This window comes from Streptomyces sp. DG1A-41 (assembly GCF_037055355.1).
Classification (GTDB): domain Bacteria; phylum Actinomycetota; class Actinomycetes; order Streptomycetales; family Streptomycetaceae; genus Streptomyces.
In genome coordinates this window covers 8,331,341-8,351,526 of record NZ_CP146350.1, presented here as the reverse complement: position 1 = coordinate 8,351,526, position 20,186 = coordinate 8,331,341, and the positions used below count along the sequence as shown (strand labels likewise).

General features: G+C 67.8%; 24 protein-coding genes and 2 pseudogenes. 12 read left to right on the top strand and 14 right to left on the bottom strand.

The features are described 5' to 3' along the window. Window positions 1-252: 252 nt before the first annotated feature. From V8690_RS38550 to V8690_RS38520, 7 genes are all read right to left on the bottom strand, one after another. Window positions 253-927 carry a 4-carboxy-4-hydroxy-2-oxoadipate aldolase/oxaloacetate decarboxylase gene (locus tag V8690_RS38550; RefSeq protein ID WP_338784665.1) on the bottom strand — a complete coding sequence of 225 codons (675 nt, stop codon included), beginning with the start codon at window positions 925-927 and terminating at the stop codon, window positions 253-255. A 25-nt stretch (window positions 928-952) separates the two neighbouring features. After that, the gene (locus V8690_RS38545; protein WP_338784664.1) at window positions 953-2,167 is read right to left on the bottom strand and encodes an aspartate transaminase; all 1,215 of its coding nucleotides are present in this window, start codon (window positions 2,165-2,167) and stop codon (window positions 953-955) included. A gap of 3 nt (window positions 2,168-2,170) precedes the next feature. Continuing rightward, window positions 2,171-2,914 carry an SDR family oxidoreductase gene (locus V8690_RS38540; RefSeq protein WP_338784663.1) on the bottom strand — a complete coding sequence of 248 codons (744 nt, stop codon included), beginning with the start codon at window positions 2,912-2,914 and terminating at the stop codon, window positions 2,171-2,173. 47 nt (window positions 2,915-2,961) lie between these two features. Next, window positions 2,962-4,278, bottom strand: coding sequence for an MFS transporter (locus V8690_RS38535; RefSeq protein WP_338784662.1), 1,317 nt, complete (start codon window positions 4,276-4,278; stop codon window positions 2,962-2,964). A gap of 95 nt (window positions 4,279-4,373) precedes the next feature. Beyond that, window positions 4,374-5,360, bottom strand: coding sequence for a biotin-dependent carboxyltransferase family protein (locus V8690_RS38530; RefSeq protein WP_338784661.1), 987 nt, complete (start codon window positions 5,358-5,360; stop codon window positions 4,374-4,376). After that, window positions 5,353-6,066 carry a carboxyltransferase domain-containing protein gene (locus V8690_RS38525; protein ID WP_338784660.1) on the bottom strand — a complete coding sequence of 238 codons (714 nt, stop codon included), beginning with the start codon at window positions 6,064-6,066 and terminating at the stop codon, window positions 5,353-5,355. The genes V8690_RS38530 and V8690_RS38525 overlap by 8 nt, the downstream gene beginning before the upstream one ends. A 1-nt stretch (window position 6,067) precedes the next feature. Then, the gene (locus V8690_RS38520; RefSeq protein ID WP_338784659.1) at window positions 6,068-6,850 is read right to left on the bottom strand and encodes a 5-oxoprolinase subunit PxpA; all 783 of its coding nucleotides are present in this window, start codon (window positions 6,848-6,850) and stop codon (window positions 6,068-6,070) included. A gap of 324 nt (window positions 6,851-7,174) precedes the next feature. On the opposite strand from V8690_RS38520, the gene nac reads away from it, so the two are divergent. The 5 genes from nac to V8690_RS38495 all read left to right on the top strand — a co-directional run bounded on the left by nac (window position 7,175) and on the right by V8690_RS38495 (window position 11,455). Then, entirely contained in the window at window positions 7,175-8,104 is a 930-nt protein-coding gene (gene nac / locus V8690_RS38515; RefSeq protein ID WP_338784658.1) for a nitrogen assimilation transcriptional regulator NAC, read from the top strand. A 149-nt stretch (window positions 8,105-8,253) separates the two neighbouring features. After that, window positions 8,254-9,261, top strand: coding sequence for a D-glycerate dehydrogenase (locus V8690_RS38510; protein ID WP_338784657.1), 1,008 nt, complete (start codon window positions 8,254-8,256; stop codon window positions 9,259-9,261). Beyond that, window positions 9,258-10,028, top strand: coding sequence for an SDR family oxidoreductase (locus V8690_RS38505; protein ID WP_338784656.1), 771 nt, complete (start codon window positions 9,258-9,260; stop codon window positions 10,026-10,028). Before V8690_RS38510 ends, V8690_RS38505 begins: the two co-directional genes overlap by 4 nt. 28 nt (window positions 10,029-10,056) lie before the next feature. Further along, a complete protein-coding gene (locus V8690_RS38500; protein ID WP_338784655.1) occupies window positions 10,057-11,085 on the top strand; it encodes an L-idonate 5-dehydrogenase in 1,029 nt (342 codons plus the stop codon). 235 nt (window positions 11,086-11,320) lie between these two features. Further along, the gene (locus V8690_RS38495) at window positions 11,321-11,455 is read left to right on the top strand and encodes a hypothetical protein (RefSeq protein ID WP_338784654.1); all 135 of its coding nucleotides are present in this window, start codon (window positions 11,321-11,323) and stop codon (window positions 11,453-11,455) included. 14 nt (window positions 11,456-11,469) lie between these two features. On the opposite strand, the gene V8690_RS38490 is transcribed toward V8690_RS38495, so the two are convergent. Next, the gene (locus V8690_RS38490; protein ID WP_338784653.1) at window positions 11,470-11,814 is read right to left on the bottom strand and encodes an ANTAR domain-containing protein; all 345 of its coding nucleotides are present in this window, start codon (window positions 11,812-11,814) and stop codon (window positions 11,470-11,472) included. 63 nt (window positions 11,815-11,877) lie between these two features. Further along, complete coding sequence (locus tag V8690_RS38485) at window positions 11,878-12,171, bottom strand: hypothetical protein (RefSeq protein ID WP_338784652.1); 294 nt, start codon at window positions 12,169-12,171, stop codon at window positions 11,878-11,880. A 56-nt stretch (window positions 12,172-12,227) separates the two neighbouring features. Between V8690_RS38485 and V8690_RS38480 the strand changes: the two genes are divergently transcribed. The 3 genes from V8690_RS38480 (at window position 12,228) to V8690_RS38470 (ending at window position 14,445) form a co-directional block, all read left to right on the top strand. After that, entirely contained in the window at window positions 12,228-13,673 is a 1,446-nt protein-coding gene (locus V8690_RS38480) for a tyrosine-type recombinase/integrase (RefSeq protein WP_338784651.1), read from the top strand. A gap of 98 nt (window positions 13,674-13,771) precedes the next feature. Next, window positions 13,772-13,975: a hypothetical protein gene (locus V8690_RS38475; protein WP_338784650.1), complete on the top strand. Its 204-nt coding sequence runs from the start codon at window positions 13,772-13,774 to the stop codon at window positions 13,973-13,975. Further along, on the top strand, window positions 13,972-14,445 hold the full coding sequence (locus V8690_RS38470) for a hypothetical protein (protein WP_338784649.1): 474 nt from the start codon (window positions 13,972-13,974) through the stop codon (window positions 14,443-14,445). The genes V8690_RS38475 and V8690_RS38470 overlap by 4 nt, the downstream gene beginning before the upstream one ends. 139 nt (window positions 14,446-14,584) lie before the next feature. Here the strand turns inward: V8690_RS38470 and V8690_RS38465 are convergent, their stop codons facing one another. After that, window positions 14,585-14,974, bottom strand: a complete 390-nt coding sequence (locus tag V8690_RS38465; protein WP_338784648.1) for a hypothetical protein — start codon at window positions 14,972-14,974, stop codon at window positions 14,585-14,587. Window positions 14,975-15,465: 491 nt separating this feature from the next. Between V8690_RS38465 and V8690_RS38460 the strand changes: the two genes are divergently transcribed. Further along, on the top strand, window positions 15,466-15,978 hold the full coding sequence (locus tag V8690_RS38460) for an ATP-binding protein (protein ID WP_338785618.1): 513 nt from the start codon (window positions 15,466-15,468) through the stop codon (window positions 15,976-15,978). Window positions 15,979-15,988: 10 nt separating this feature from the next. Here the strand turns inward: V8690_RS38460 and V8690_RS38455 are convergent, their stop codons facing one another. Beyond that, window positions 15,989-16,954, bottom strand: coding sequence for a WYL domain-containing protein (locus tag V8690_RS38455; protein WP_338782432.1), 966 nt, complete (start codon window positions 16,952-16,954; stop codon window positions 15,989-15,991). A 92-nt stretch (window positions 16,955-17,046) separates the two neighbouring features. Between V8690_RS38455 and V8690_RS38450 the strand changes: the two genes are divergently transcribed. Both V8690_RS38450 and V8690_RS38445 read left to right on the top strand, forming a co-directional pair. Beyond that, entirely contained in the window at window positions 17,047-17,412 is a 366-nt protein-coding gene (locus tag V8690_RS38450) for a VOC family protein (protein WP_338784647.1), read from the top strand. Between the two features lie 258 nt (window positions 17,413-17,670). Continuing rightward, the gene (locus tag V8690_RS38445) at window positions 17,671-18,426 is read left to right on the top strand and encodes a class I SAM-dependent methyltransferase (RefSeq protein WP_067023809.1); all 756 of its coding nucleotides are present in this window, start codon (window positions 17,671-17,673) and stop codon (window positions 18,424-18,426) included. A gap of 74 nt (window positions 18,427-18,500) precedes the next feature. Here V8690_RS38445 and V8690_RS38440 read toward each other — a convergent pair whose 3' ends face one another. Continuing rightward, a complete protein-coding gene (locus V8690_RS38440; RefSeq protein WP_338784646.1) occupies window positions 18,501-18,824 on the bottom strand; it encodes a hypothetical protein in 324 nt (107 codons plus the stop codon). Window positions 18,825-18,969: 145 nt separating this feature from the next. Here V8690_RS38440 and V8690_RS38435 point away from each other — a divergent pair. Then, window positions 18,970-19,161 (top strand): annotated as a pseudogene (locus tag V8690_RS38435) (leucine zipper domain-containing protein); the annotation flags it as partial. Window positions 19,162-19,292: 131 nt separating this feature from the next. Here V8690_RS38435 and V8690_RS38430 read toward each other — a convergent pair. Next, a pseudogene (locus V8690_RS38430) lies at window positions 19,293-19,694 on the bottom strand (phosphotransferase); the annotation flags it as partial. A 300-nt stretch (window positions 19,695-19,994) separates the two neighbouring features. Further along, window positions 19,995-20,180 (bottom strand): tyrosine-type recombinase/integrase, encoded by a 186-nt coding sequence (locus V8690_RS38425; protein ID WP_338784645.1) that lies wholly within the window; start codon window positions 20,178-20,180, stop codon window positions 19,995-19,997. Window positions 20,181-20,186 lie beyond the last annotated feature (6 nt).

The following is a 20,186-nucleotide window of genomic DNA, read 5'->3' as shown; positions in this document are numbered from 1 at the left end:
GGGCGGGTACGCCGGAGAGAGGGCGTGATTTGTTCGTGGTGTGTGCTCAGCGGGACGTGGTGATGTGTGTGGCGCTGAACCGCCGGCTGCACGGTCGGGGGGATACCGTTACGCCAAGGAGGCCAGGTCGCGGAACGGCGCAGAACCGCTGGCGTTGGCGGCGGCGCGTGGCACGTCGACAGCGGCCGAGTCACCGACCCCTGAAACCGCACCAAAGACCACTGCCCGCCGGCATCGCACTGAACGGTGTCGCTAGTCCTCGATCACCAGCCCCTTCGACGCGAGAAGCGGGGCGAGGTTGCACATCTCGACGACGGTTTTGCCCGTCCGGTAGGCAGCAATGTACCCGGCCTCGGCATCGACTCGTTCCTGCGACGCGGTGACCACCTCCGCGGCGTCCTCGCGGCGAATGACGACCACGCCGTCGGCGTCGGCCCGCATCACGTCTCCGGGGCGGACGAGTACGCCGCCGATGGTGACCGGCTCGCACATCGGTCCGACAGTCTCCTTGACCGTGCCCTTGATGGAGACACTGCGGGAGAAGACGGGGAATCCCAGGGCGCGCAGGTCCTCGGTGTCCCGGACGCCCGTGTCGGTGATCAGGCCGCCGAGCCCCTTGGCCTGGCAGGCGTTGGCGAGGACGTCCCCGAAAGAACCCGCCTCCTCGTAGGCGCCGGCGGACACGACCACGACATCGCCGGGGCGAGCGTAAGCGATGGCGGTCTGCAGCATCAGGTTGTCGCGGGGTGCGCACTGGACCGTGAAGGCGGGGCCGCACAGGGACATGCGGTGGTCGACCGGCTTGATGGCCGAGTCCAGCGCCCCGAGCCGGCCCTGCGCCTCGTGGATGGTGGCCGACGAGAAGGCACGCAGCTGCTCGACCAGCGCGGCGTCAGGCCGCTCGAACTTCGTGCTGACGCGGATCATGATGACCTTTCAGGCGGAGGGGCTTTCAGACGGAGGGAGCGGAGGACAGCTCGGCGCATGCGGCCGCGATGCGCGCGCATGCCTCGGTGAGGACGTCCGCTGACGTGGCGAAGGAGATGCGGAAGTAGCCGGTCGCGCCGTAGGCGGCTCCGTGGATCACCGCTACCTGCCGGCTGTCGAGCAGGTGGCGGGCGAAGTCCTCGTCGTTCTGGATCCGGCTTCCCGACGGTGTGAACTGCCCTATGACATGACGGCAGTTCACCAGGAGGTAGAAGCCCCCGTCGGGCACGGTGCAGCTGAGCTTCGGAACGTCGTTGATGAGCTTCACCGTGGCGTCGCGGCGTTCGCGGTAGACGCGCACGGTGTCCCTGACGAAGTCCTGCGGTCCTGTGAGCGCGGCGGCAGCGGCGGCCTGGCTCACGGAGGAGGGGCAGGAGGACGTCTGTGACTGCAGGGTGTTGATCGCGGTCACCAGATCCGCCGGGCCAACCCCGTACCCGAGGCGCCAGCCTGTCATCGCGTACGTCTTGGAGACGCCGTTGGTGAGGAACACCCGCTCGGCCAGCTGGGGTTCGACAGCAGCCAGTGACGGGGCGGCCTCCTCTCGGTACCAGATCTCGTCGTAGATCTCGTCCGTGAGGACGCTCACCCGTGGATGGTCCAGCAACACCTGGGCCAGCGCGCGCAGTTCGGCAGGGGTGTAGGCGGATCCGGTCGGGTTGCCTGGCGTGTTGAGCACGACCCAGCGCGTTTGTGCGGTGATCGCTGCCCCCAGGCGCTCCGGAGTCAGCTTGAAGCCGTCCGCCTCAGGGCAGTCGACGACGACCGGTGTGCCGTCGTTCGCGCGGACCATGTCCGGATAGGACACCCAGTACGGGGCGGGGACGATGACCTCGTCCCCTTCGTCCAGGGTGGCCATCAGGGCGAGGAAGATGACCTGCTTGGCTCCGCCGCCGACCGTGATCTGCGCGTCGGTGCACTCCAGCGCGTGGCGCTCGCGGAGTTTCCCGGCGATGGCCGAGCGCAGTCGCGGCGTGCCGTTCACGGGGGTGTACTTGGTTGCGCCCGCCTCGATCGCCTCGATCGCGGCGGCCTTGACGTGATCGGGGGTGTCGAAGTCGGGCTCGCCGACGGTCAGGTCGTAGATGGTGAGGCCCTGGCTCTTGAGTTCGCGTACGCGCTGGGCGGCCGCCGTGCTGGGCGAGGGCTTGATACGGCGTACGCGCTCCGCGGTGTCCATGGCTCAGCCCTCTCGGCGCTCGAAGTTGAGGCCGCCGGGGACCTGGAAGGTGGGCAGGATCTCGATGTGGCCGAGGTTGACGTGCCGGGGCGCGTCGACGGCGAACTCGATGGAGTCGGCGATGTCCTCGGGCTTGAGGGACTCGTAGCCGTCGTAGAACTGCCGCTGGGCCTCCTCCATGTCGCCGAGCAGGCGGCCGAAGATCTCGGTCTCCACGCGCCCCGGGCAGATCTCGGTGACGCGGACCCGGCGGCCGTAACCGTCGACCCGCAGCTGGCGGGAGAGGGTGTGCACGGCCGCCTTGGTGGCGTGGTAGATCGTGTTGCCGCCGAAGTTGTAGACGCCGGCGATGGAGCTGATGTTGACGATGTGGCCGAGGTCGCGCTCGACCATGCCGGGCATGAGCAGGCGCACCAGGTGCAGAACGGCCTGGATGTTGACGGCGACCTGCTCGTCGACGGCGAACTCGTCAGCGGTCAGGATGTTGCCGGTGCGCGAGACGCCCGCGTTGTTGACGAGAACGTCGATCTCCAGGCCGTCCAGTGCGGCGGTGAGCGCCTCGGTGTCGGTGATGTCGACGGCGTGCGGGATGCAACCGGTGTCGCGGGCGAGGGCGTCGAGCCGCTCGGCGTTGCGCGCCACCGCGTGAACCTCGAGGCCGCGCTTGGCGAGTCGCTCGACGACCACGGCTCCGATGCCGGTCGACGCTCCGGTGACGAGGGCCGTCCTGTAGTCGGAGATGGGCATGCTGCTGTGCTCCTTGGGAGTGAGGGGCGTGCGGGTGCGTGGGTCTGTCAGGCGTCGCGCAGGGGCAGGTGGGCGCGGTCCTTCACCCGGGACACGGCGATGAGCGTGCCGAGGGCGGTGACGACGGCGTAGAAGGCCGGCATGTTGACGTTGCCCGTGCGGGCGATGAGGTAGGTCATCAGCAGCGGGGCCGTGCCGCCGAAGAGCGCGGAGGAGACGTTGTAGCCCAGGCCGTAGGCGGAGTAGCGCACGCGGGTGGGGAACAGTTCGACGAGCAGGATGTGGATGACGCCAGTGTGCCCGGCGAACACGACGGCCATGACACAGGCGCCAACGACGGCGAGGGCGAGGTTGCCGGTGCCGATCAGCAGGTAACAGGGGACGCCGACGACGGCCATGGCGATCGCCGAGCCGGCGATGACCTTCTTGCGCCCGATCCGGTCGGAGAGACGGCCCATGTAGGGAATGGCGATACAGATCGCGACCAGGCTGGAGGCGGTGACGAGCAGCCCCTGGACCTTGCCGAAGTCGAGCTCGCTGCTCATGAAGGTGGGCATGTAGCTGAACAGGACGTAGTACCCGGAGCCGTTCATCAGGGGGATGAACAGGGCCAGCAGCATGGCGCGGCGGTGCTCGGCGGAGGCGAACGCCTCCTTCAGGGGGTTCTTGGACAGGCCGCCCTTCTCCTTCAGGCGCGTGAAGTTGGGCGTGTCACTGATGCGCTTGCGGATGTAGATGCCGGTGATGCCGAGCGGGACGGCGAGCAGGAACGGTATGCGCCAGCCCCAGGACTCCATGCGTTCGGTGCCGAGCCCGCTGGTCATGGCGGCGGCGACCAGCGTGCCGGTGAGCAGGGAGAGGAAGGAGGCGATCTGCGCGTAGCTGGTGTAGAGGCCGCGCTTGCCCTCCGGGGCGTGCTCGGCAAGGAAGCTCATCGCGCCCGACGCCTCGCCGCCGACGGAGAAACCCTGGGCGACGCGCAGCAGGATCAGCAGGACCGGCGCCGCGATGCCGATGCTCGCGTGGGTGGGCAGGAGGCCGATGGCCGCGGTGGCGACGCTGATGAGCAGGATGACGAAGACCAGCATCCGCTGGCGTCCGATGCGGTCGCCGAGGTGGCCGCAGATGACGGCGCCGAGGGGGCGGAAGAAGAAGGAGACGGCGTAGCCGAGGAAGACGAGCTGGATGGCGTTCTCGGAGTTGGGGAAGAAGACGGCGGCGAGCGTTCCGGCCATGAAGCCGAAGATGCCGTTGTCGTAGAGCTCGGCGAAGATGCCGACGCATCCCGCGAGGGTGACCTTCCGGGCTGTTCTGGCATCGACGGTGTTGGGGACGGGGACTGGCTGAGCGGCCATGGTGGTCATGGCGTCTCCTGTCTTGCGGCGGGCTGGGGACGAGGGGCGATCGGCTCCGTGCGGGCGGGCGAAGGGGGCGGCTGGGCGGCGGTGGGGATCGAGGGTCAGCCAGCACCGGGGGCGCGGATGCGCAGGGCGTCGAAGGCTGTGCGGACGCGGGTTCGCAGCGCGTCGACGGCGTGGCGCTGGACGCGGTGAGCGGTGACCGCTTCGTCGAGGGTGCGATGGCGGAAGCGGATGGTCTGCCCGGGGCGCACCTGCCCCAGGGCGGACAGACCGGTGGCGGTGACCACGGCCAGGACGGGGTAGCCGGCCGTGACGCCACGGCCGCGGTGCAGCACGAGGAGTTCGTCCCCCGCCGGCACTTCGACGGCGCCGATGGGGACGCCGCGTGAGAGGACCTCGCCCGTGGTGACGCGGCGGGGCACGTCGCCCTGCAGGCGCAGGCCGATGTGGTTGCTGCGCGGGCTGACGGTGAAGGGGGCGTCGAACAGTCGGCTGCCCGTGTCTCCGAATTCGGCCCGGTCAGGGCCGTCGGTGACGTCGATCGTCCAGGTGGTGGGGAACGGGAGGACGGGGGCGTTCAGGCGGAACAGCGGGATCCGTGAGAAGGGGTGGTCGATGGGCGGGCAGGTCGCGCGCAGCACAAGTTCGTCACCGTCACGCAGGGCGGGGCCGAATCCCAGGATGGTGTCGGGAGCGCAGCTGCCCTGAAGGTAGTCGGCTTCGAACGAGCCGAGCACAGCCAGGTAGACGCGCAGTCCCTGACGAATGCCGCTGACGCGGAGCATCTCGCCTGCGCGCACGGAGATGGGTTCCCACTGCGGGCGGACGCCGCCCTCGACGGTCACGTCGGCGGGCGCGCCGGTCACCGCGACGAGGATGTCCCCGGAGGGAACGCACGCGAAGTCGAGTGCCGTGATCTCCAGCAGCGGGGCGCGTTCGTCGTTGCCGCACAGGACGTTGGCGACGCGCGCCGAGTGCTGGTCGACGGCTCCGCCGGCGGGCAGACCGTAGCGAGAGCGGCCGACCCGGCCGAGGTCCTGCACGGTCACGATGCCGGCGGTGCGGATCGTGAGGGTGTCAGCCATGACAGGCCGCCAGGGGCGTGCCGGCGTAGTCGTCCCACTCGTCGGGCGTGATGGGGACGAAGCGGAAGGTGTCCCCGGGCCGGTAGGCGGTGATCGGGTCACTGTGCAGGTCGAGCACGCGCACGGGGGTGCGCCCGAGGAGCGGCCAGCCGCCGGGCGAGGGCATCGGGCAGATGACCGCCTGCCGGCCGGCGACGGCGACCGAGCCGGGATCGACGCGGGTGCGGGGGGACGCCAGCCGCGGCACCGGTTTCGGGAAGGGCGGGCCGTCCGTCATCGGTGCCCCCGCGGGCGCGCCGAGGCAGCGTACGGTGAGGTCGGTCCCGGAGTGGAGGGCGATGACCTCGCTCTCGGTCAGGTCGAGTTGCCGGGCGACGTCGGGCAGGTCGGGCCCGTACTCGCCGCCGTAGACGGCGGGTACGACGAAGCGTCGTGGCGGTACCGTCGGTGCGGGGTGCGGCCCGAGGCGGGCGGCCTCGTGCGCCACGATGCGCCGGAGGGTGTCGTGGTCGGTGCGGGTGCAGTCGAACTCCACGAGGAGGGCGTCGTAGGTGGGCACCACGTCGTGGACTCCGGTGAGCCGTACGGCGTCCAGGGCGTCGGCCAGGGCGTGGACGAGCCGCCAGGCGGCTTCGGCGTCCAGGCCCACGGCCCTGGCGGTCAGGGCGGAGTCACCGCAGTCCGCGATCGTGAGGTTGCCGTTCATGTCAGGCGCCCGTCCCGCTCAGCACCTTGTCGAGAGAGGTGATCTCGACACCGGCGGCGAGGAGTTCCCCGCGGATGCGGCCGGCCAGCGCGATCGCCCCGGGGCTGTCCCCGTGCAGCAGGACGGTGTCGCAGACGACCGGGATGTCCTTGCCGTCGACGCTGCGAATGACCCCTTCGGTAACCATGCGCAGTGTCCGCCGGGCCACCTCGTCGGGGTCGTGGATCACCGCTCCGGGCTCGGAGCGGGGGACGAGGGTCCCATCGTCGCGGTACGCGCGGTCGGCGATGCCGACGATGCCCACGCGCAGTCCGCGGGCGCGGGCGGCGTCGGCGAGCTCACCGTCCTGCGCGAGGACGATCAGCGACTCGTCCAGGGAGGCGACGGCTTCCACGACGGCACGGGCGTAGTCGGCGCGTACGGCTACCAGGTTGCCCAGGCGTCCGTGCGGGGCGACGTGCTGGACCCGGGTACCGTGCGCGACGGCGAACCCCTGGAGGGCACCGATCTGGTACAGCACGTCCGTGCGGACCTCCTCGGGCGTGAGATCCATCGCGCGGCGGCCGAAGCCGACCAGGTCGGGAAAGCTCGGGTGAGCGCCCACGGCCACCCGCTTCTCCACGCAGGTCCGGACGGTGGCGTCCATGATGCGCGGATCGCCCGCATGGAACCCGCAGGCTACGTTGGCGGACGTCAGCATTTCCAGGAGGGCTGCGTCGTCGCCCATCGTGTAGGCGCCGAATCCCTCGCCGAGATCGGCGACGAGGTCAACCATGGGGGTCATGACGTCCTCCGGGAAAGAATGTGAGGAAGGAGATGCCATCACGTCTTCGCGATATCCCGATTAAGATCCGCGCTCTCGGACACAAAGACGAAGGTCGCGAGCAGAAAGAATTCCTGGGAGCCGATTCCTTCGACTTTCGTCGGGCGGCTCCGGGCTGGATGTTCCGCTCAACTTAAGCCCATGCTCGCCTGACCGCCAATATGCGTTCGATCTGGCGTTATCGCGGATGGTTATGACCTGCCTCACACCCCGGGCCCTCCTGGGGCTGTGCTCACGGGTGGCCGCTCCCTACGATGAGGCTCCGCTCCCCGTGGAAGGCCCCGCATGGACACCAGGCGTCTGTATTCGTTCATCAAGATCATTGACGCGGGGAGCATCACGCGCGCGGCCGACATCCTGCACATCGCGCAGCCCGCGCTCAGCCAGCAGTTGTCCGCGCTGGAGGCGCAGTTCGGGCAGCAGCTGTTGATCCGCAGCAAACGCGGCGTCGCCCCGACCGAGGCGGGCCGGGCGCTGTACCGGCACGCCCAGCTGATCCTCAGGCAGGTGGACCTCGCGCACGCCGCCGTGGAGGTCTCCGGCCGGGCTCCCGCCGGCAGCGTGTCGGTGGGCCTCGCGCCGTACAGCCTGGGGGCGGCCCTCGCGCTGCCGCTCCTGAAGAGTGTGCGCAAGCGCTACCCGGACATCCTGCTGCACATCAACGAGAACTTCGGCGGCGTGATCAGCGAGGCCATCATGACCGGCCGGATGGACATGGCATTCATCTACGGGGCCGGCCCGCTGCGGGGCGTGCAGTTCGAGCCCGTGCGCACGGAGGACCTGTTCCTGATCGGCGCATCCGGCGCGACGGCCCCGCCGGGACAGGGTGAGGTCAGCCTGGAGGAACTCAACAGCGTGCCGCTGCTGCTCCCAAGCCGCATCCACACGATCCGGCAGGTGGTGGACGCCGCCTTCCAGCAGGCGTCGCTCCGGCCCCACGTGGTGGGCGAGGTCGAATCCGCGCTGACACTCGTCAACGCCGTGGACGCGGACCTCGGCGCCACCGTCCTGCCCTGGTCGGCGGCGCGCGCCATCCTCGACGTCCGCTCCCTGTCCGTGCGCCGCATCGTGGATCCCGTCATCCAGGTCAAACTGTCCGTGGTGACGTCGGACAACCAGCCTCTTTCGGAACCTGCCCTGGCGGTGCACGATCTGTTCCTCGAACTGATCACCACCTTTGACGGCTCCCCCGGCGGGGATAAGGATCACCAATAGCGTCACGCAAATCCGCTATTTGTTTCCGGTGATCGCCCCGGCTAGCGTCTTTCAGAACTAGTGCCATACAGAACCAGCGTCTTACAGACCCCGGTTCTTTGGACACCAGCCGCCGGTCGGCAAATGCACGGCTCGTCACTGGAGAATAGATGAAAAAGCGTGTCCTCATCACCCGTGAAAACCTGCCCGGCCGCGGCCTGGACCGTCTGTCCGGGGCGGCGGAGGTGGTGGCCTGGCCTGGGACCGTAAAGCCCGGGCCCGCCGACCTCGCCACGCCGGCCGCCGGGGTGAGTGGCGTTCTGGCCCTGGGCAACGATCCGGTGGACGGTGCGCTGATGGACGCGGCGGGCCCCTCGCTGCGGGTCATAGCGCTGGCGAGCATGGGTTTCGACAATGTCGACCGGTCCGCCGCCGCCGAGCGGGGCATCGTCGTCACCCACACCCCGCGCGTGCTCGCGGAGACCACCGCCGATCTCACCTTCGCCCTCATCCTCGCCGCCCGCCGTCGGATCGGCGCCGCCGAAGCGAGCCTGGCCTCGGGCTCCTGGGAGCTGTTCCGGATGCACGACTACCTCGGTCTGGACATCCACGGAGCCACGCTCGGCCTGGTCGGCTACGGTCAGATCGGCCGCGCGGTGGCCCGCCGGGCCCACGGCTTCGGCATGCGCGTGCTCCACCACGACCCCTACGCGCCCGACGACGACCTGTCGGCCTCGGTGGATCTGACCACGCTGCTGGCCGAGTCCGACGTAGTCTCGCTGCACGTGCCGCTCACCGAGGAGACGCGGCACCTGATCTCCGGCCGCGAACTGGCCGCGATGAAGCCCACGGCCACACTGGTCAGTACCTCGCGCGGCGGTGTCGTCGACGAGGAGGCCCTGCTGCACGCCGTCCGCGAGGGTCGGCTGCACTCCGCCGGACTCGATGTCTTCGAACGCGAGCCGATGGGAACGGACTTGTCACCGCTGGTCTCCGAGCCCCACGTGGTCACGCTGCCCCACATCGGCTCGGCCACCGAGGCCACCCGAGCCGCCATGGTCGACCTGGCCGTCGACAACATCCTCGACGTCCTCTCCGAACGCCCCGCCCGAACCCCCCTCCCCGGCAGCCTGGCGGTGCCAGGCACCCCGGCCGGCACCGCCGGAGCGCTCGCATGAGCCACCCCCTGTTCGACATCACCGGAAACACGGCCCTGGTCACCGGCTCCAGCCGCGGCATCGGCAAGGCGCTGGCCAAGGGTCTGCTGGAAGCCGGCTGCGCGGTCGTCCTCAACGGACGCGACACCACCGCCCTGCAAGCGACCGCTGCGGAACTCGCGGACTCCTTCGGGGACCGGGTACGGACCGCCGCCTTCGACGTGACGGACTCGGCAGCCGTCACTACGGCCATCGCCCGCATCGAGGAGGAGACCGGGCCGATCGACATCCTGGTGAACAACACCGGAGTCCAACACCGCAGTCCCCTCCTGGAGTTCACCGACGCCGACTGGCACCGTCTCCTCGACACCAACCTCACCAGCGCCTTCCTCGTGGGACGCGAGGTCGCGCGACGCATGGCGCCCCGAGGCCACGGCAAGATAGTCAACATCTGCTCGCTCCAGAGTGAAGCGGTCCGGCCCGGTATCGCCGCCTACTCCGCCACCAAGGGCGGCCTGAAGATGCTCACCAAGGGCATGTGCGCCGACCTGGGCCCCCTGGGCATCCAGGTCAACGGCATCGGCCCCGGCTACTTCGCCACCGAACTCACCTCGGCCCTGGTGGATGACGAGCAATTCAGCGCCTGGGTCCGCAGACGCACACCGGCCGGCCGCTGGGGCGGCGTCGCCGACCTCGTGGGCGCCCTGATCTTCCTGGCCTCCCCCGCCTCCGACTTCGTGGGCGGCCAAGTGCTCTACGTCGACGGTGGCATGCTCTCCGTCCTGTGACGGACGCCGCAACGGAAGGAACCCCACCATGCAAGCCTGCGTCGTCCACACGGCAGGAGACCTGCGGGTCGAGCACCGCTCCCCCACCCAGCCCGGCCCCGGCCAGGTGACCGTCGCCGTCACCCTCGGCGGCATCTGCGGATCAGACCTGCACTACTACGGCCACGGCCGGGTCGGCGACTTCACCGTCCAGGAGCCGATGGTGCTCGGCCACGAGGTCGTCGGCCACGTCGCCGCCCTGGGAGCCGACACCGAGGGACCGGCCGTAGGAACCCCGGTGGCAGTCCACCCCGCCACACCGTGCGACCGCTGCCGCGACTGCTCGGCCGGCCACCGCAACATCTGCGCCGAGACCCGCTACCTCGGCAGCGCCGCCCGCACGCCCCACGTCCAGGGCGGCTTCGCCCAACTCGTCACCGTGCCCGCGGCGCAGATCCGCCCGCTGCCGCCAGAGCTCGGCCTGCACCGCGCCGTCCTGGCCGAGCCCCTGTCGGTGGCCCTGCACGCCGTGCACCGGGCCGGTGACGTGACCGGCAAGCGCGTCCTGGTCACCGGAGCAGGGCCGATCGGCTGCCTGGTCACCGCCGTTCTGCGCCACAAGGGCGCAGCCGAGGTCGTCGTGAGCGACCTCCTCGACACCCCCCTGCGCATCGCCACCGCGTCCGGGGCCACCGCCACGGTACGGGCGGACGCCACCGACGACGGCGGGTGGACGGACCCGTTCGACATCGCCGTCGAGGCGTCCGGAGCGCCGGCGGGGCTACGAAGCTGTGTCGAACGAGTGCGGCGCGGGGGCACCGTCGTACTCCTCGGTCTGCTGCCGCCCGGCGAGGTGCCCCTGCTGGGCAACATCGCCGTCACCCGCGAACTGGAGCTTCGGGGCGCCTTCCGCTTCGACTCCGAGTTCGACGAAGCGATCGACCTGCTGGCCCGGGGTCTGCCCGTCGGCGCGATCGTGACGCACACCTTCCCACTCGCCGAGGCGCACGCCGCCTTCGACATCGCCCATGACCGGGCCGTGGCCTCCAAGGTCCTGCTGGACCTGACTCGCGCCTGACGGAGGACTCGGTCACAGCATCGATTGAGTCCTGTCGTCATGTCCCACCAGCGAGAGACAGGACGTGGTTATCCGAGGTGGCGTCAGGTAAAGGCGGCTGCCGCAAGCTCTCCTCCGTCTCGCACCGTTCGCGCGTCTGTACCGGGCCCGACGCTACCTTTTCCTCGCCGGCATCGCCCGCCTGTAGCACGTTCAGGCAGGCCCTCAGGAAAGGCGGTGTGGGCGGTGGCTGCGTATGGCCAGCGCCCGGGAACCGGTGCTGCAGATGCTTCAGCTCGTCGGCCTGGACCAGGTCATCCTCAGCCATCCCACCGTCGAGCAGGGCCATGACGGCCTGATCCACTTCATTCCCTCGTGTCAGCTGTCCTAGCGCTTCCACCGGTGTTACCCCGCCTCCAGGGCATCCCGCTCGCATGACCGCCGCTGCACGGCCACCTCCAGCTCCCGCCCCACCGACGGCGGCAGCTCCTGCCCCAGCGCCCAGCCGATCACCATCTCAGCCACCGTATGCAGCTTCGTGGTGGTGCGCTGGGACACCTCACGCAGCACCTCGAACCCGGCCTCCGGCACGAGCCGCTGAATCGCGACGAGGACACCGATGGCCTGATCCACCGTCACATGCGAGCCGACAGCATGCCGCAGCTGCGCGTTCTCCTGCTCCAGGCGGGCGACCGCAGCGCCGTCACGTACGCCGTCGGGCGAGGACCGCGGCACACGGGAGGTCGTCATGGGCTGGTCTCCATACAGAGGGAAAGGCTCACCTTTGGAGCGCTGAAGCCCCGGCCAGCCTGTTCACGTCAGCGCGCGGGCGAAGACGTCGCGCTGGGCGTGGGTGAAGGCTTGTTCCCGCTGGCTCCACGCGATGCGGTCGCCGATCACCTCGGGAGTGGCCGGCTGCCGCTCGGGGGACGCCAACAGCTCCGCCCAGAATCTCGCGTTGCGTGATTGGCGTTCGAGGATGCAGTCGACCACGACGCTGCGCTGGATGCTGTCCAGGCCGTACGCGTCGGTCAGGACGCGGACCTGCGCCGCTTGGCCCTCCACCGGCAACGTCTGCTTCGACGAGATGCACCAGGTCCACGCCATGTATTACCGCGGCAGTATGAGGTGTCTCAAAGATCGTGAGGTTATGCGTACACCTCATGTGTCTCATCTCATCTGCCGGAAGGAGGCGGATGTCCGACATGGGGACAGCCACAACGGAGACTGTGGTGGCCACCCACCGCACCTCGTCAGGATTGGCCGTGCTGCCAGACATCGATGCAGGTGGAGTCCTGCATCGTGCGGAAGTCCGGGAAAGACAGCGGTTCATCCTGGGCCCTGATGGCTCTTACGACGTGCACCTGAACCAGTTTCTGCGAGACCTGCCCAGTTGGGGTGTGAGATCGAAGAATGGACAGGATGCCTACTGCTCGGACCTGACCGTCGTCTGCCGCTTCCTACACGAGGCCCGGGGCGGGAAGACGATCTGGCAGATGGACCAGGCGGATCTTCGGGCCTTCAAGAGCGCTCGCCTGTTCGGCCAAGATCCGGACGATCGGATCGCGTACTCCACCTGGCAGCGGTTCTTGGCGGCTCTGGAGAAGTGGGTGCGCTGGGCCCTGGACGCGGAACTGCTCGCGGCCGAGCCGTTTCGATACGTCGACAAGGTGGTGATGACGCCGAACGGCCCGAAGCAGGTGCGAGTGAACGAGGAGTCGGAGCCGGGCAAGAGCAAGGTGCCCATCTCGTTCCTGCCCTACGAGGACTTCCTGCTCTGGCGGGACGTGGGGCTGCGGGGCTTCCTTCCGAACGGCGACCGCGACCGCACGTGGCGAGGACGCAATGGCGAGCGCAACGGGCTGTTCGCCGATCTGCTGGTCTGCACCGGTATGCGGTTGGTGGAGGCGTCGTCCCTGCTGCTATCGGAGATCCCGCTGCTGGCCCCGGCCCGCGGGGACTTCCACTTGTCGAAGGCGGTCACCAAGAGGAACAAGCCGCGGACGGTCTACGCACGGCTTCGGGTACTGCGCGACGTGCACCACTACGTCACCATCGAGCGCGACGAACTGGTCCAGCGCATGAGGCTGACAGGTGCCTACGACGCGAAGACGGACTCGTGGCACGTCCTGCGTTCCAACCGGCACGCACTGGTCGTGGACGGCCAGAGACGGGCTTGGACCTACTCCGACATCGACTACGACGACCGTCTGCGGCTGGTGTCGGTCGACGCCGACGGCCGGGCGCTGGGACCGCTATGGCTGTGGCTGGGTGAGGACGGATCACCGCTGAAGAGCTCGACGTGGCAGTCGGCGTTCCGGCGGGCGAACGAGCGCTGCGCGCGCTTCGGCCTCGACTTCGACGTCCACCCCCACACGCTCCGGCACACGTTCGCCGTGCACATGCTCGGCCTGCTTCTGCGTCAGACCGTGCGCGCGCTGGGCATGCAGGAGGACCGGCGGTTCACGCTCGCCCAGACGGGGGACGGTCCAGCGGAGGAGCCGCCCATCGCATCGAGGCGGCATTCGACCGCATCCGAGCCGAGTTGGGCGACCTGCCGGGGACGGTGGCCAGCCCCGAGCGGGTCCGGACCATGCTTCGGCATCTAACCCGCACTCTGCATCCCGGGGTCCTCAACGATTGCTTCCACCATGCCGAGACTGCGGTATGCGAGAAGCGCTCACCCGGCCTGGGCCGTCCTCTGCCCATGCTGAACATGTGCCTGACCTGCCCGAACTCTCGCCGTTCGTCAGTCCATCTGCCCAAACTCCACCAGACCCGCGAGCAAGCCCTTCAGGAGTTCGGCGACACCACCGGCCTGCCGCCGCACCAGGCGACGGCGATCAGCGAGTTCGTCAGCACCCTCGACACGCTGATCAACGAACTCGCCGAGACGGGAGCGGCCCGGTGACCAGCACACCCATGACAGCTCAGACCGTATTCGCCCAACTCACCCGAGACCGGGACCTGGCCGACATCGACCGGGAGATCATGAGGGCCTTCGAACGGCTGCTGGACGGCCGCCCCGAGATCACCGACGGCTCGCTGAAGGTGGTGAACCTCGCCGCCGAGGCCGGGGTGTCCCGGGCCTCGTACTACCGTTCCCCGGTCGCGGCGGCCATCAAGGAGATTCTGGAGGCCCCGGATCTCAAGCGCCCAGAGGTCGACGACCTCAAGGCCGAGGTCACCAGGCTCAGGAAGGAGATGCGCGAGTTGCGCCGGGAGAAGGCCGAAGAGGTGCGCGAGCTGAAGGACATGGTGGCCACCTACGCCAACCAGATCCAGGTCCTCACCCTTCGCAACGTCGAACTGGAGGCGGACTCGGAAGCACTTCGAGCGCACATCGCTGGAACTCCGGGCAACGTCAGCCCGCTCCCATAACTCGCCCGCATTCGCCGCTCTGGATGATCAATTCCGAGGGATGCCTGCGGAGGGTGTGGGGTGGGCGGCGGCCGAAGCCACCGCGTTGACGGTCAGGCGGCGGGCTGCCGGCCGTGGTTGTCGAGGTGGCGGCGGGCGGTCAGGCGTCGGGGTCGACTTCGGGGTGCGTGAACCGCACGGGCTTGCCCAGCGACCGGGCGTAGGCGATTTCGGCTCGGGTGCTGTCTCCGATGTAGTCGCCGACTACGAGCACCTCATCAGCGAGCCGGATCTTCGCTCGGTGCAGATCGTCGAGTCGGACCTTCAGCGCCTCGGCCTCGACAGGATAGGACCAGAGTTTGTGCGGCGCCTTCATGTCACAGCCCGGTTTGACGACGATCTTTCCGGCTTTGGTCTCCCGCAGATCGGCCTCGGTCATCTCGGTCAAGAAGCGGGTGGAGCCGCAGATCGCGACGATACGCGGGAGGCTCAACAGCTTCTTCGCGTCGGCGAGCTTCTCCTCGGGGGTGAGCAGTTGCGGGTATGACACTGGTTCCTCCTGATGGTGTGGTCCAAGGGGTGCCTGCGGAGACGAGAACGAGGGTGTCCAAGATCGTTTTTGTGTACAGCGGGCTAGTGACGGAGTCCGTTATGCCCGCTGAACAGTACGAACGCTGGTTCCGGTGCTGGCAGCCTCGCACAGAACGGATATCCGTCCCTGGCAGGTCGGCTGTCGGCTATGGTGAAGGCATGTGCTGCCCCATGACTACCCGGACCGCCGCTTAGCGGCGGTACCCGAGGTTGCTGTAACCGCGGCCTCATTACTGCCCCCTGCCGGGGCCAGTGCCAAGACGTACCGCCGGATCAGTGTCCTGCCGGCAGCCACTCGCTTATTTCTGTGCTGCCGGGCCATCCTGCCTGATCAGGGGAGTCATGTCTCAGCCGCAGCGTTTCCATTCACAGTACGAAAACCCATTCCCATGCCCGAATGCAGCCGGGCCCCTCGTCACGCAGGACCCGCGTGTCGCCACCCTGTTCCTGATGGTCGGGCTCCCCGGAGCCGGGAAAACCACCCAGGCCAAAGAGCTCGCCGCAACGCACCGGGCGCTGCGGCTGACCCCAGATCACTGGATGATCCCGCTGTTTGGCGATTCGATGGCCGACGGCAAGCGTTGGGTGCTCGAAGGGCGGCTCATCTCGGTCGCTCTGCAGGCGCTGCGGCTGGGGACCAGCGTCGTGCTCGACTATGGGCTGTGGGGCCGCGATGAACGGTCGGCACTGCGCTGGCTGGCACGGTCGGCCGGGGCAGCATGCCAGGTGGTCTACGTGCCCGTGGACAAGGACGTCCAGCTCGCCCGCATCGCGCATCGTCAGGCGACGACACCGCATCAGACGTTTCCGATGAGCGAGGCCGACGTAGACCAATGGCGGGAGCAGTTCCAGGTGCCTGACGCCGCCGAACTCGATGGCGGCGAGATTCTCAGCCCGCCGGCGGGCTGGCCGGGCTGGTCGGAGTGGGCGGTAGACCACTGGCCCTCGTGCACCGACAGCTAGGTGTTGCGGGTCAGGACGTTGGTGACGGCGCATAGTGGTGGGCAAGATCGGTGGCGAGGTCGCGGAGGTGAGCCCTGGCTTCGGTGGGGCCGTGCACAGTGATGGCGCTCCCGAACGGCAGTAGTGCTCGCACGTCCTCCAGATGCAGGAAGCGGATCGTTACCTTGCGGCCAGTGGCGGATTCTTCATGGTCGTCCCGGACGAGTCGTAGGCCAAAGATCCGTTGCGCTCGCTCGATCTGGGTCTGGTCGATGGTGGCGCTGACCTCGATCGCGTGGTTGTGTTCCCATTGCTCGATGAGCGCTGCAGCGACGGTGGCCAGGGTCTGGTTCTCGCGGATCCGTCGTGGCTGGTCGACTTCTTTCCACGTCGTGATCCGTTCGAGTCGGTACATCCGTGGCACTCGGGCACAGTCGGCGACGAGGTACCAGATGCCGGCCTTGGCGAACAGCCCGTAGGGATCCACGACCAGGTCGCGTGGGCATGGCTCGCGTGGGCTGTCGTACTCGATCCGTAGCCGGCGACCTCGCCGCACTGCGCCGACCAGCGAAGCCGGAGTCGTGCCGAAAGCTCGTGCCTGACGCCAGGGACGGCTGTCCACGTGCACTACGTCGGTGAGCGGCAGGAGCTCATGAACTCGACGTGGCTGTGTAGCGACGATCTTGGAGAGCGCGCGCCGGCTTTCGACCGATGCGTTGAGCTCCGCACGTTGCTTCTCATCCAGCCCAGTGAGCGACAGATGATCACGCTCGCCCGGTGTGAGTCGCGTGAGATCGAGTCCGGATCCGGGCAGCATGATCACGCCTCCGAGGCGGCCCCGGTGTGCGGTCACCGGCAGACCGGCGTCGCGGAGCCAGTTCAGATCCCGGGTGATGGTTCGAAGGGACACCCCGAGCGCTGAGGCGAGTTCCTGTGTGGTCACGGCATCCCTCGATTTGAGGAGCAGCATCAGGGTGAAGAAGCGGTCTGGGGTCACACACCAATTTATTCAGGAATTGCGACACGATGCGGCGCATATCCCGGTCAGGCTGGTGGATGCGTACCTACCACCTGTGAGAAGGAACAACCATGACCACATCCGTCGTGTCCATCGTCTACGTGAACGACGCTCCCGCCGCAGCTCGTTTCTACGGCGACCTCCTCGGCATGAGCCCCTCGTTCGAGACTTTGGGATACATCACCTTCGACCTCGGGCCAGGCGCTGACCTCGGTCTGTGGTCTGGCCAGTTCGAGGATCTGTCACCGGACGTCCCGCGCACCAGTGAGGTTTGCCTGGCCATCGACGGTGGACCCGACGAGCTCAACGCGACCTTCAAGCAGTGGAAGTCCAACGGTGTCACGATCCTGCGCGAGCCTCATGATGCGGGGTTCGGGCTGACCTTCCTCGCAGCCGATCCTGACGGGAACCGTATCCGCGTCGCACCGAAGGGCTGAAAGGCCGCAATGCGGCAGGCGCGCACGATAGGTGTCGCGCCTGCCGTCGTCTGACTTCGAGAGGACGACGAGTGCCCCGCGCGAATGCGCCCCTGAGCGTCGAGGGCCGTAGGCGGCTCGGGAAGCGGTGCCAGACACGTCCCATCGCCCACGTCGCCGCTGAGATGGCTTTGACCGTGAAAACCATTGGTGCCCGGCTTGCTCCGCTGATGGACTGACGTCCTACCGTGAGTCTGCCGCGTGACGGAGGTAGTGGTTGTGACAGGCTATGACGTGCTTGCCGAGGTGTACGAATGGCTCATCTCGGATGCAAAGTTGCCTCCAGCCGAGTTCGCTGCGTCGTTCGACGACGTCCTCAATCTCCTGCCGTCGAACGCTCACGTCCTCGACTGTTCGTGCGGAACCGGACAGTTGGCGGTTGGCCTCGCCGGTCGTGGCATGCAGGTTGTCGCAACTGACGCCAGCGAGGCGATGGTTCGTCGGACTGCAGAGTTGTCTGAGGAGTTCGGGGCATCCGTCCGGGCCGTACGGGCGAACTGGGAAGAGTTGCCCGACCATTTCCAGGACAACACGTTCGACATGGTGTTCTGCGTTGGCAACTCGCTTCACCATGCTGCGGGCGCGACAGGCAGGGGTGCTGCTCTGGAGTCGATGTCACGGCTTCTGCGCCCCGGCGGGCGCTTGGTACTCACATCCCGCACTTGGGAACTCGTGAGGGCCAGAGGTTCCCGGCTGGAGATCAGTGACCGACTCGTCCGCCGGAACGGTCGCGATGCCGTCGTGGTCTACCGCTGGGAGATTGCGCCGCATTGGGAGGAGGAGCACCACATCGAGATTGCGATCGCGCAAGTTGATGCGACCGGGTTGGTTCTTGTCCGCTCGGAACTGCTGTCCTGCTGGCCCTACCGGTACGAGGAGCTCGAAGTCGAGCTGCACCGGGTCGGACTCCAAACGGAACTGAGCACGTTCGATCTTGAGGCCGAGAACTACATGGTGGTCGCGAGCAAGGTATAAACACCGGACTCTCAGTCCCTGGCCGGACCGCGCGGTTGCTCGCAGGACGCTTGCGCCCTCTCATCGGTGCGGGTTCAAGTGGTCAACGCAACGCCTCGGACGAGGAGTGCTCGTCGATCAGACGGCGGTAGATCCGGGGTGACGGTGTGGCGCTGTTTCCTGGTCGCGTCCAGATCAATGAGCAGGATCTCGTCGATCAGCAGCGTGAACGGATCCAGCTTCGACGGCCGCGCCGAAGCGATTGTCGTGCGTGGCTGCGGCCAAGCCGAGGTCAGGGCCTTGTTGACCGTGCTCCAGGTGACGCCGTACTTGCACTGCAACGCCCGGTTCGACATGCCATCGCGGGAGCCGCGCCGCAGCGCGGCGTACAACTCGGCCTTCGACTGGCCAGGCGGCATCGGGGGTGCTCCTTTACTGAGCACATCCAGCTTGGCACCGCAACCCCGATGGTGACGTCAGATTCGCGAACATCTTTCTGGGCCATCACCTGGTGCCGTCAGCTTTCACGAACAACTGACGTCACCAACTACCGACAGAACCACTGAGATGGGCATCTCTCGCGCATGCGCCAGCAAGTGGGTAAATCGCTGGCGGCTACAGGGTGATGCGGGATTGCAAGACCGGCCGTCGAGTCCGCACCGGAGTCCGAACGCGACTCCAGCATGGGTCATCGAGCAGATCGAGTCCTGGCGCCGCGAGCACAAGTGGTCCGCGCAACGGATCACTGACGAACTTGTGAGTATCGGCGCACGGTGGACCCGACCTGCAGATGGGTTGGGTCCACCGAAGCTTCTGGCGCAGGGCAGCTGGCTCGCCAGCCAATCACTGAGACACAGAACACTGGGACACATGTTCCGCTTGCATAACAAATACCCGAAATCCTCCAGGGGACTGCCGGGAGCTGCTGTGTCGAAGTCGATGAAGGCGACCGGTGCGCCATCGCGGAACACGACGTTGTTCGGTCCTGCATCGTGATGACACACCACTGAACAACGGCCGGCCAGCGCGCTCCCGCGGGTCGCATCATGCAGGGAACGGAGCAGGACTCCAGCGGCCGCAACCTGCTCGTTGGACCAGGTCTGGAAGCGGCTGGGGACATCACCGGCGATGCAACTGAGCACGTCCCTTCCGTCGACCTGCCCCAGATAGCGGGGCACACCGTCGAAGTGCTTCTCCTCCAGAAGCCGCAGGAGGGCCGCGACGAACTTCGAGGAGGAATTCACGGGCCTGCGCACGGTGTCGCCCACCTGAACGACATCCTGGGTCATCCGGCCACCGCTCAGCGCCGTCCCGCCACTGGATGTGTCAGCCACGACAGCAAACAGCCCTTCCCGCCCCGGTCTGGTCGCCGACCGGCAGCAACCGCAACGTCGGTCATGCTAGCCGCAGGAGTCAACCCGGCGCACAGGATGTCGCCTCTGCGACGGAAGCCCTCCAGGGGAAGCCAGGTGTACTCCAGCGGGAAGCCGCCCCCTATCCCCTCCAAGGGTATTTCCGCAGGTCATCAGCCAACCAAGCCTGTGCCACAAGCAGACCAGGAACCTGCTGGGTCCGTAGAGGCGCCGGAATCAGGCCGCGTCCCAGAGGCCGGCGTCCAGGATGCGGGCGGCCTTGGTGATGCTGCCGGGCATCAGGTGCCGGTAGGTCCGATAGGTCTCCTCGATGGATTTGTGGCCCATCCATTCCGCCACGTCTGTGATCGGTATCCCGTGGCCGAGGGCGTTCGAGGCGAAGTAGTGGCGGAAGCTGTACATGCCCAC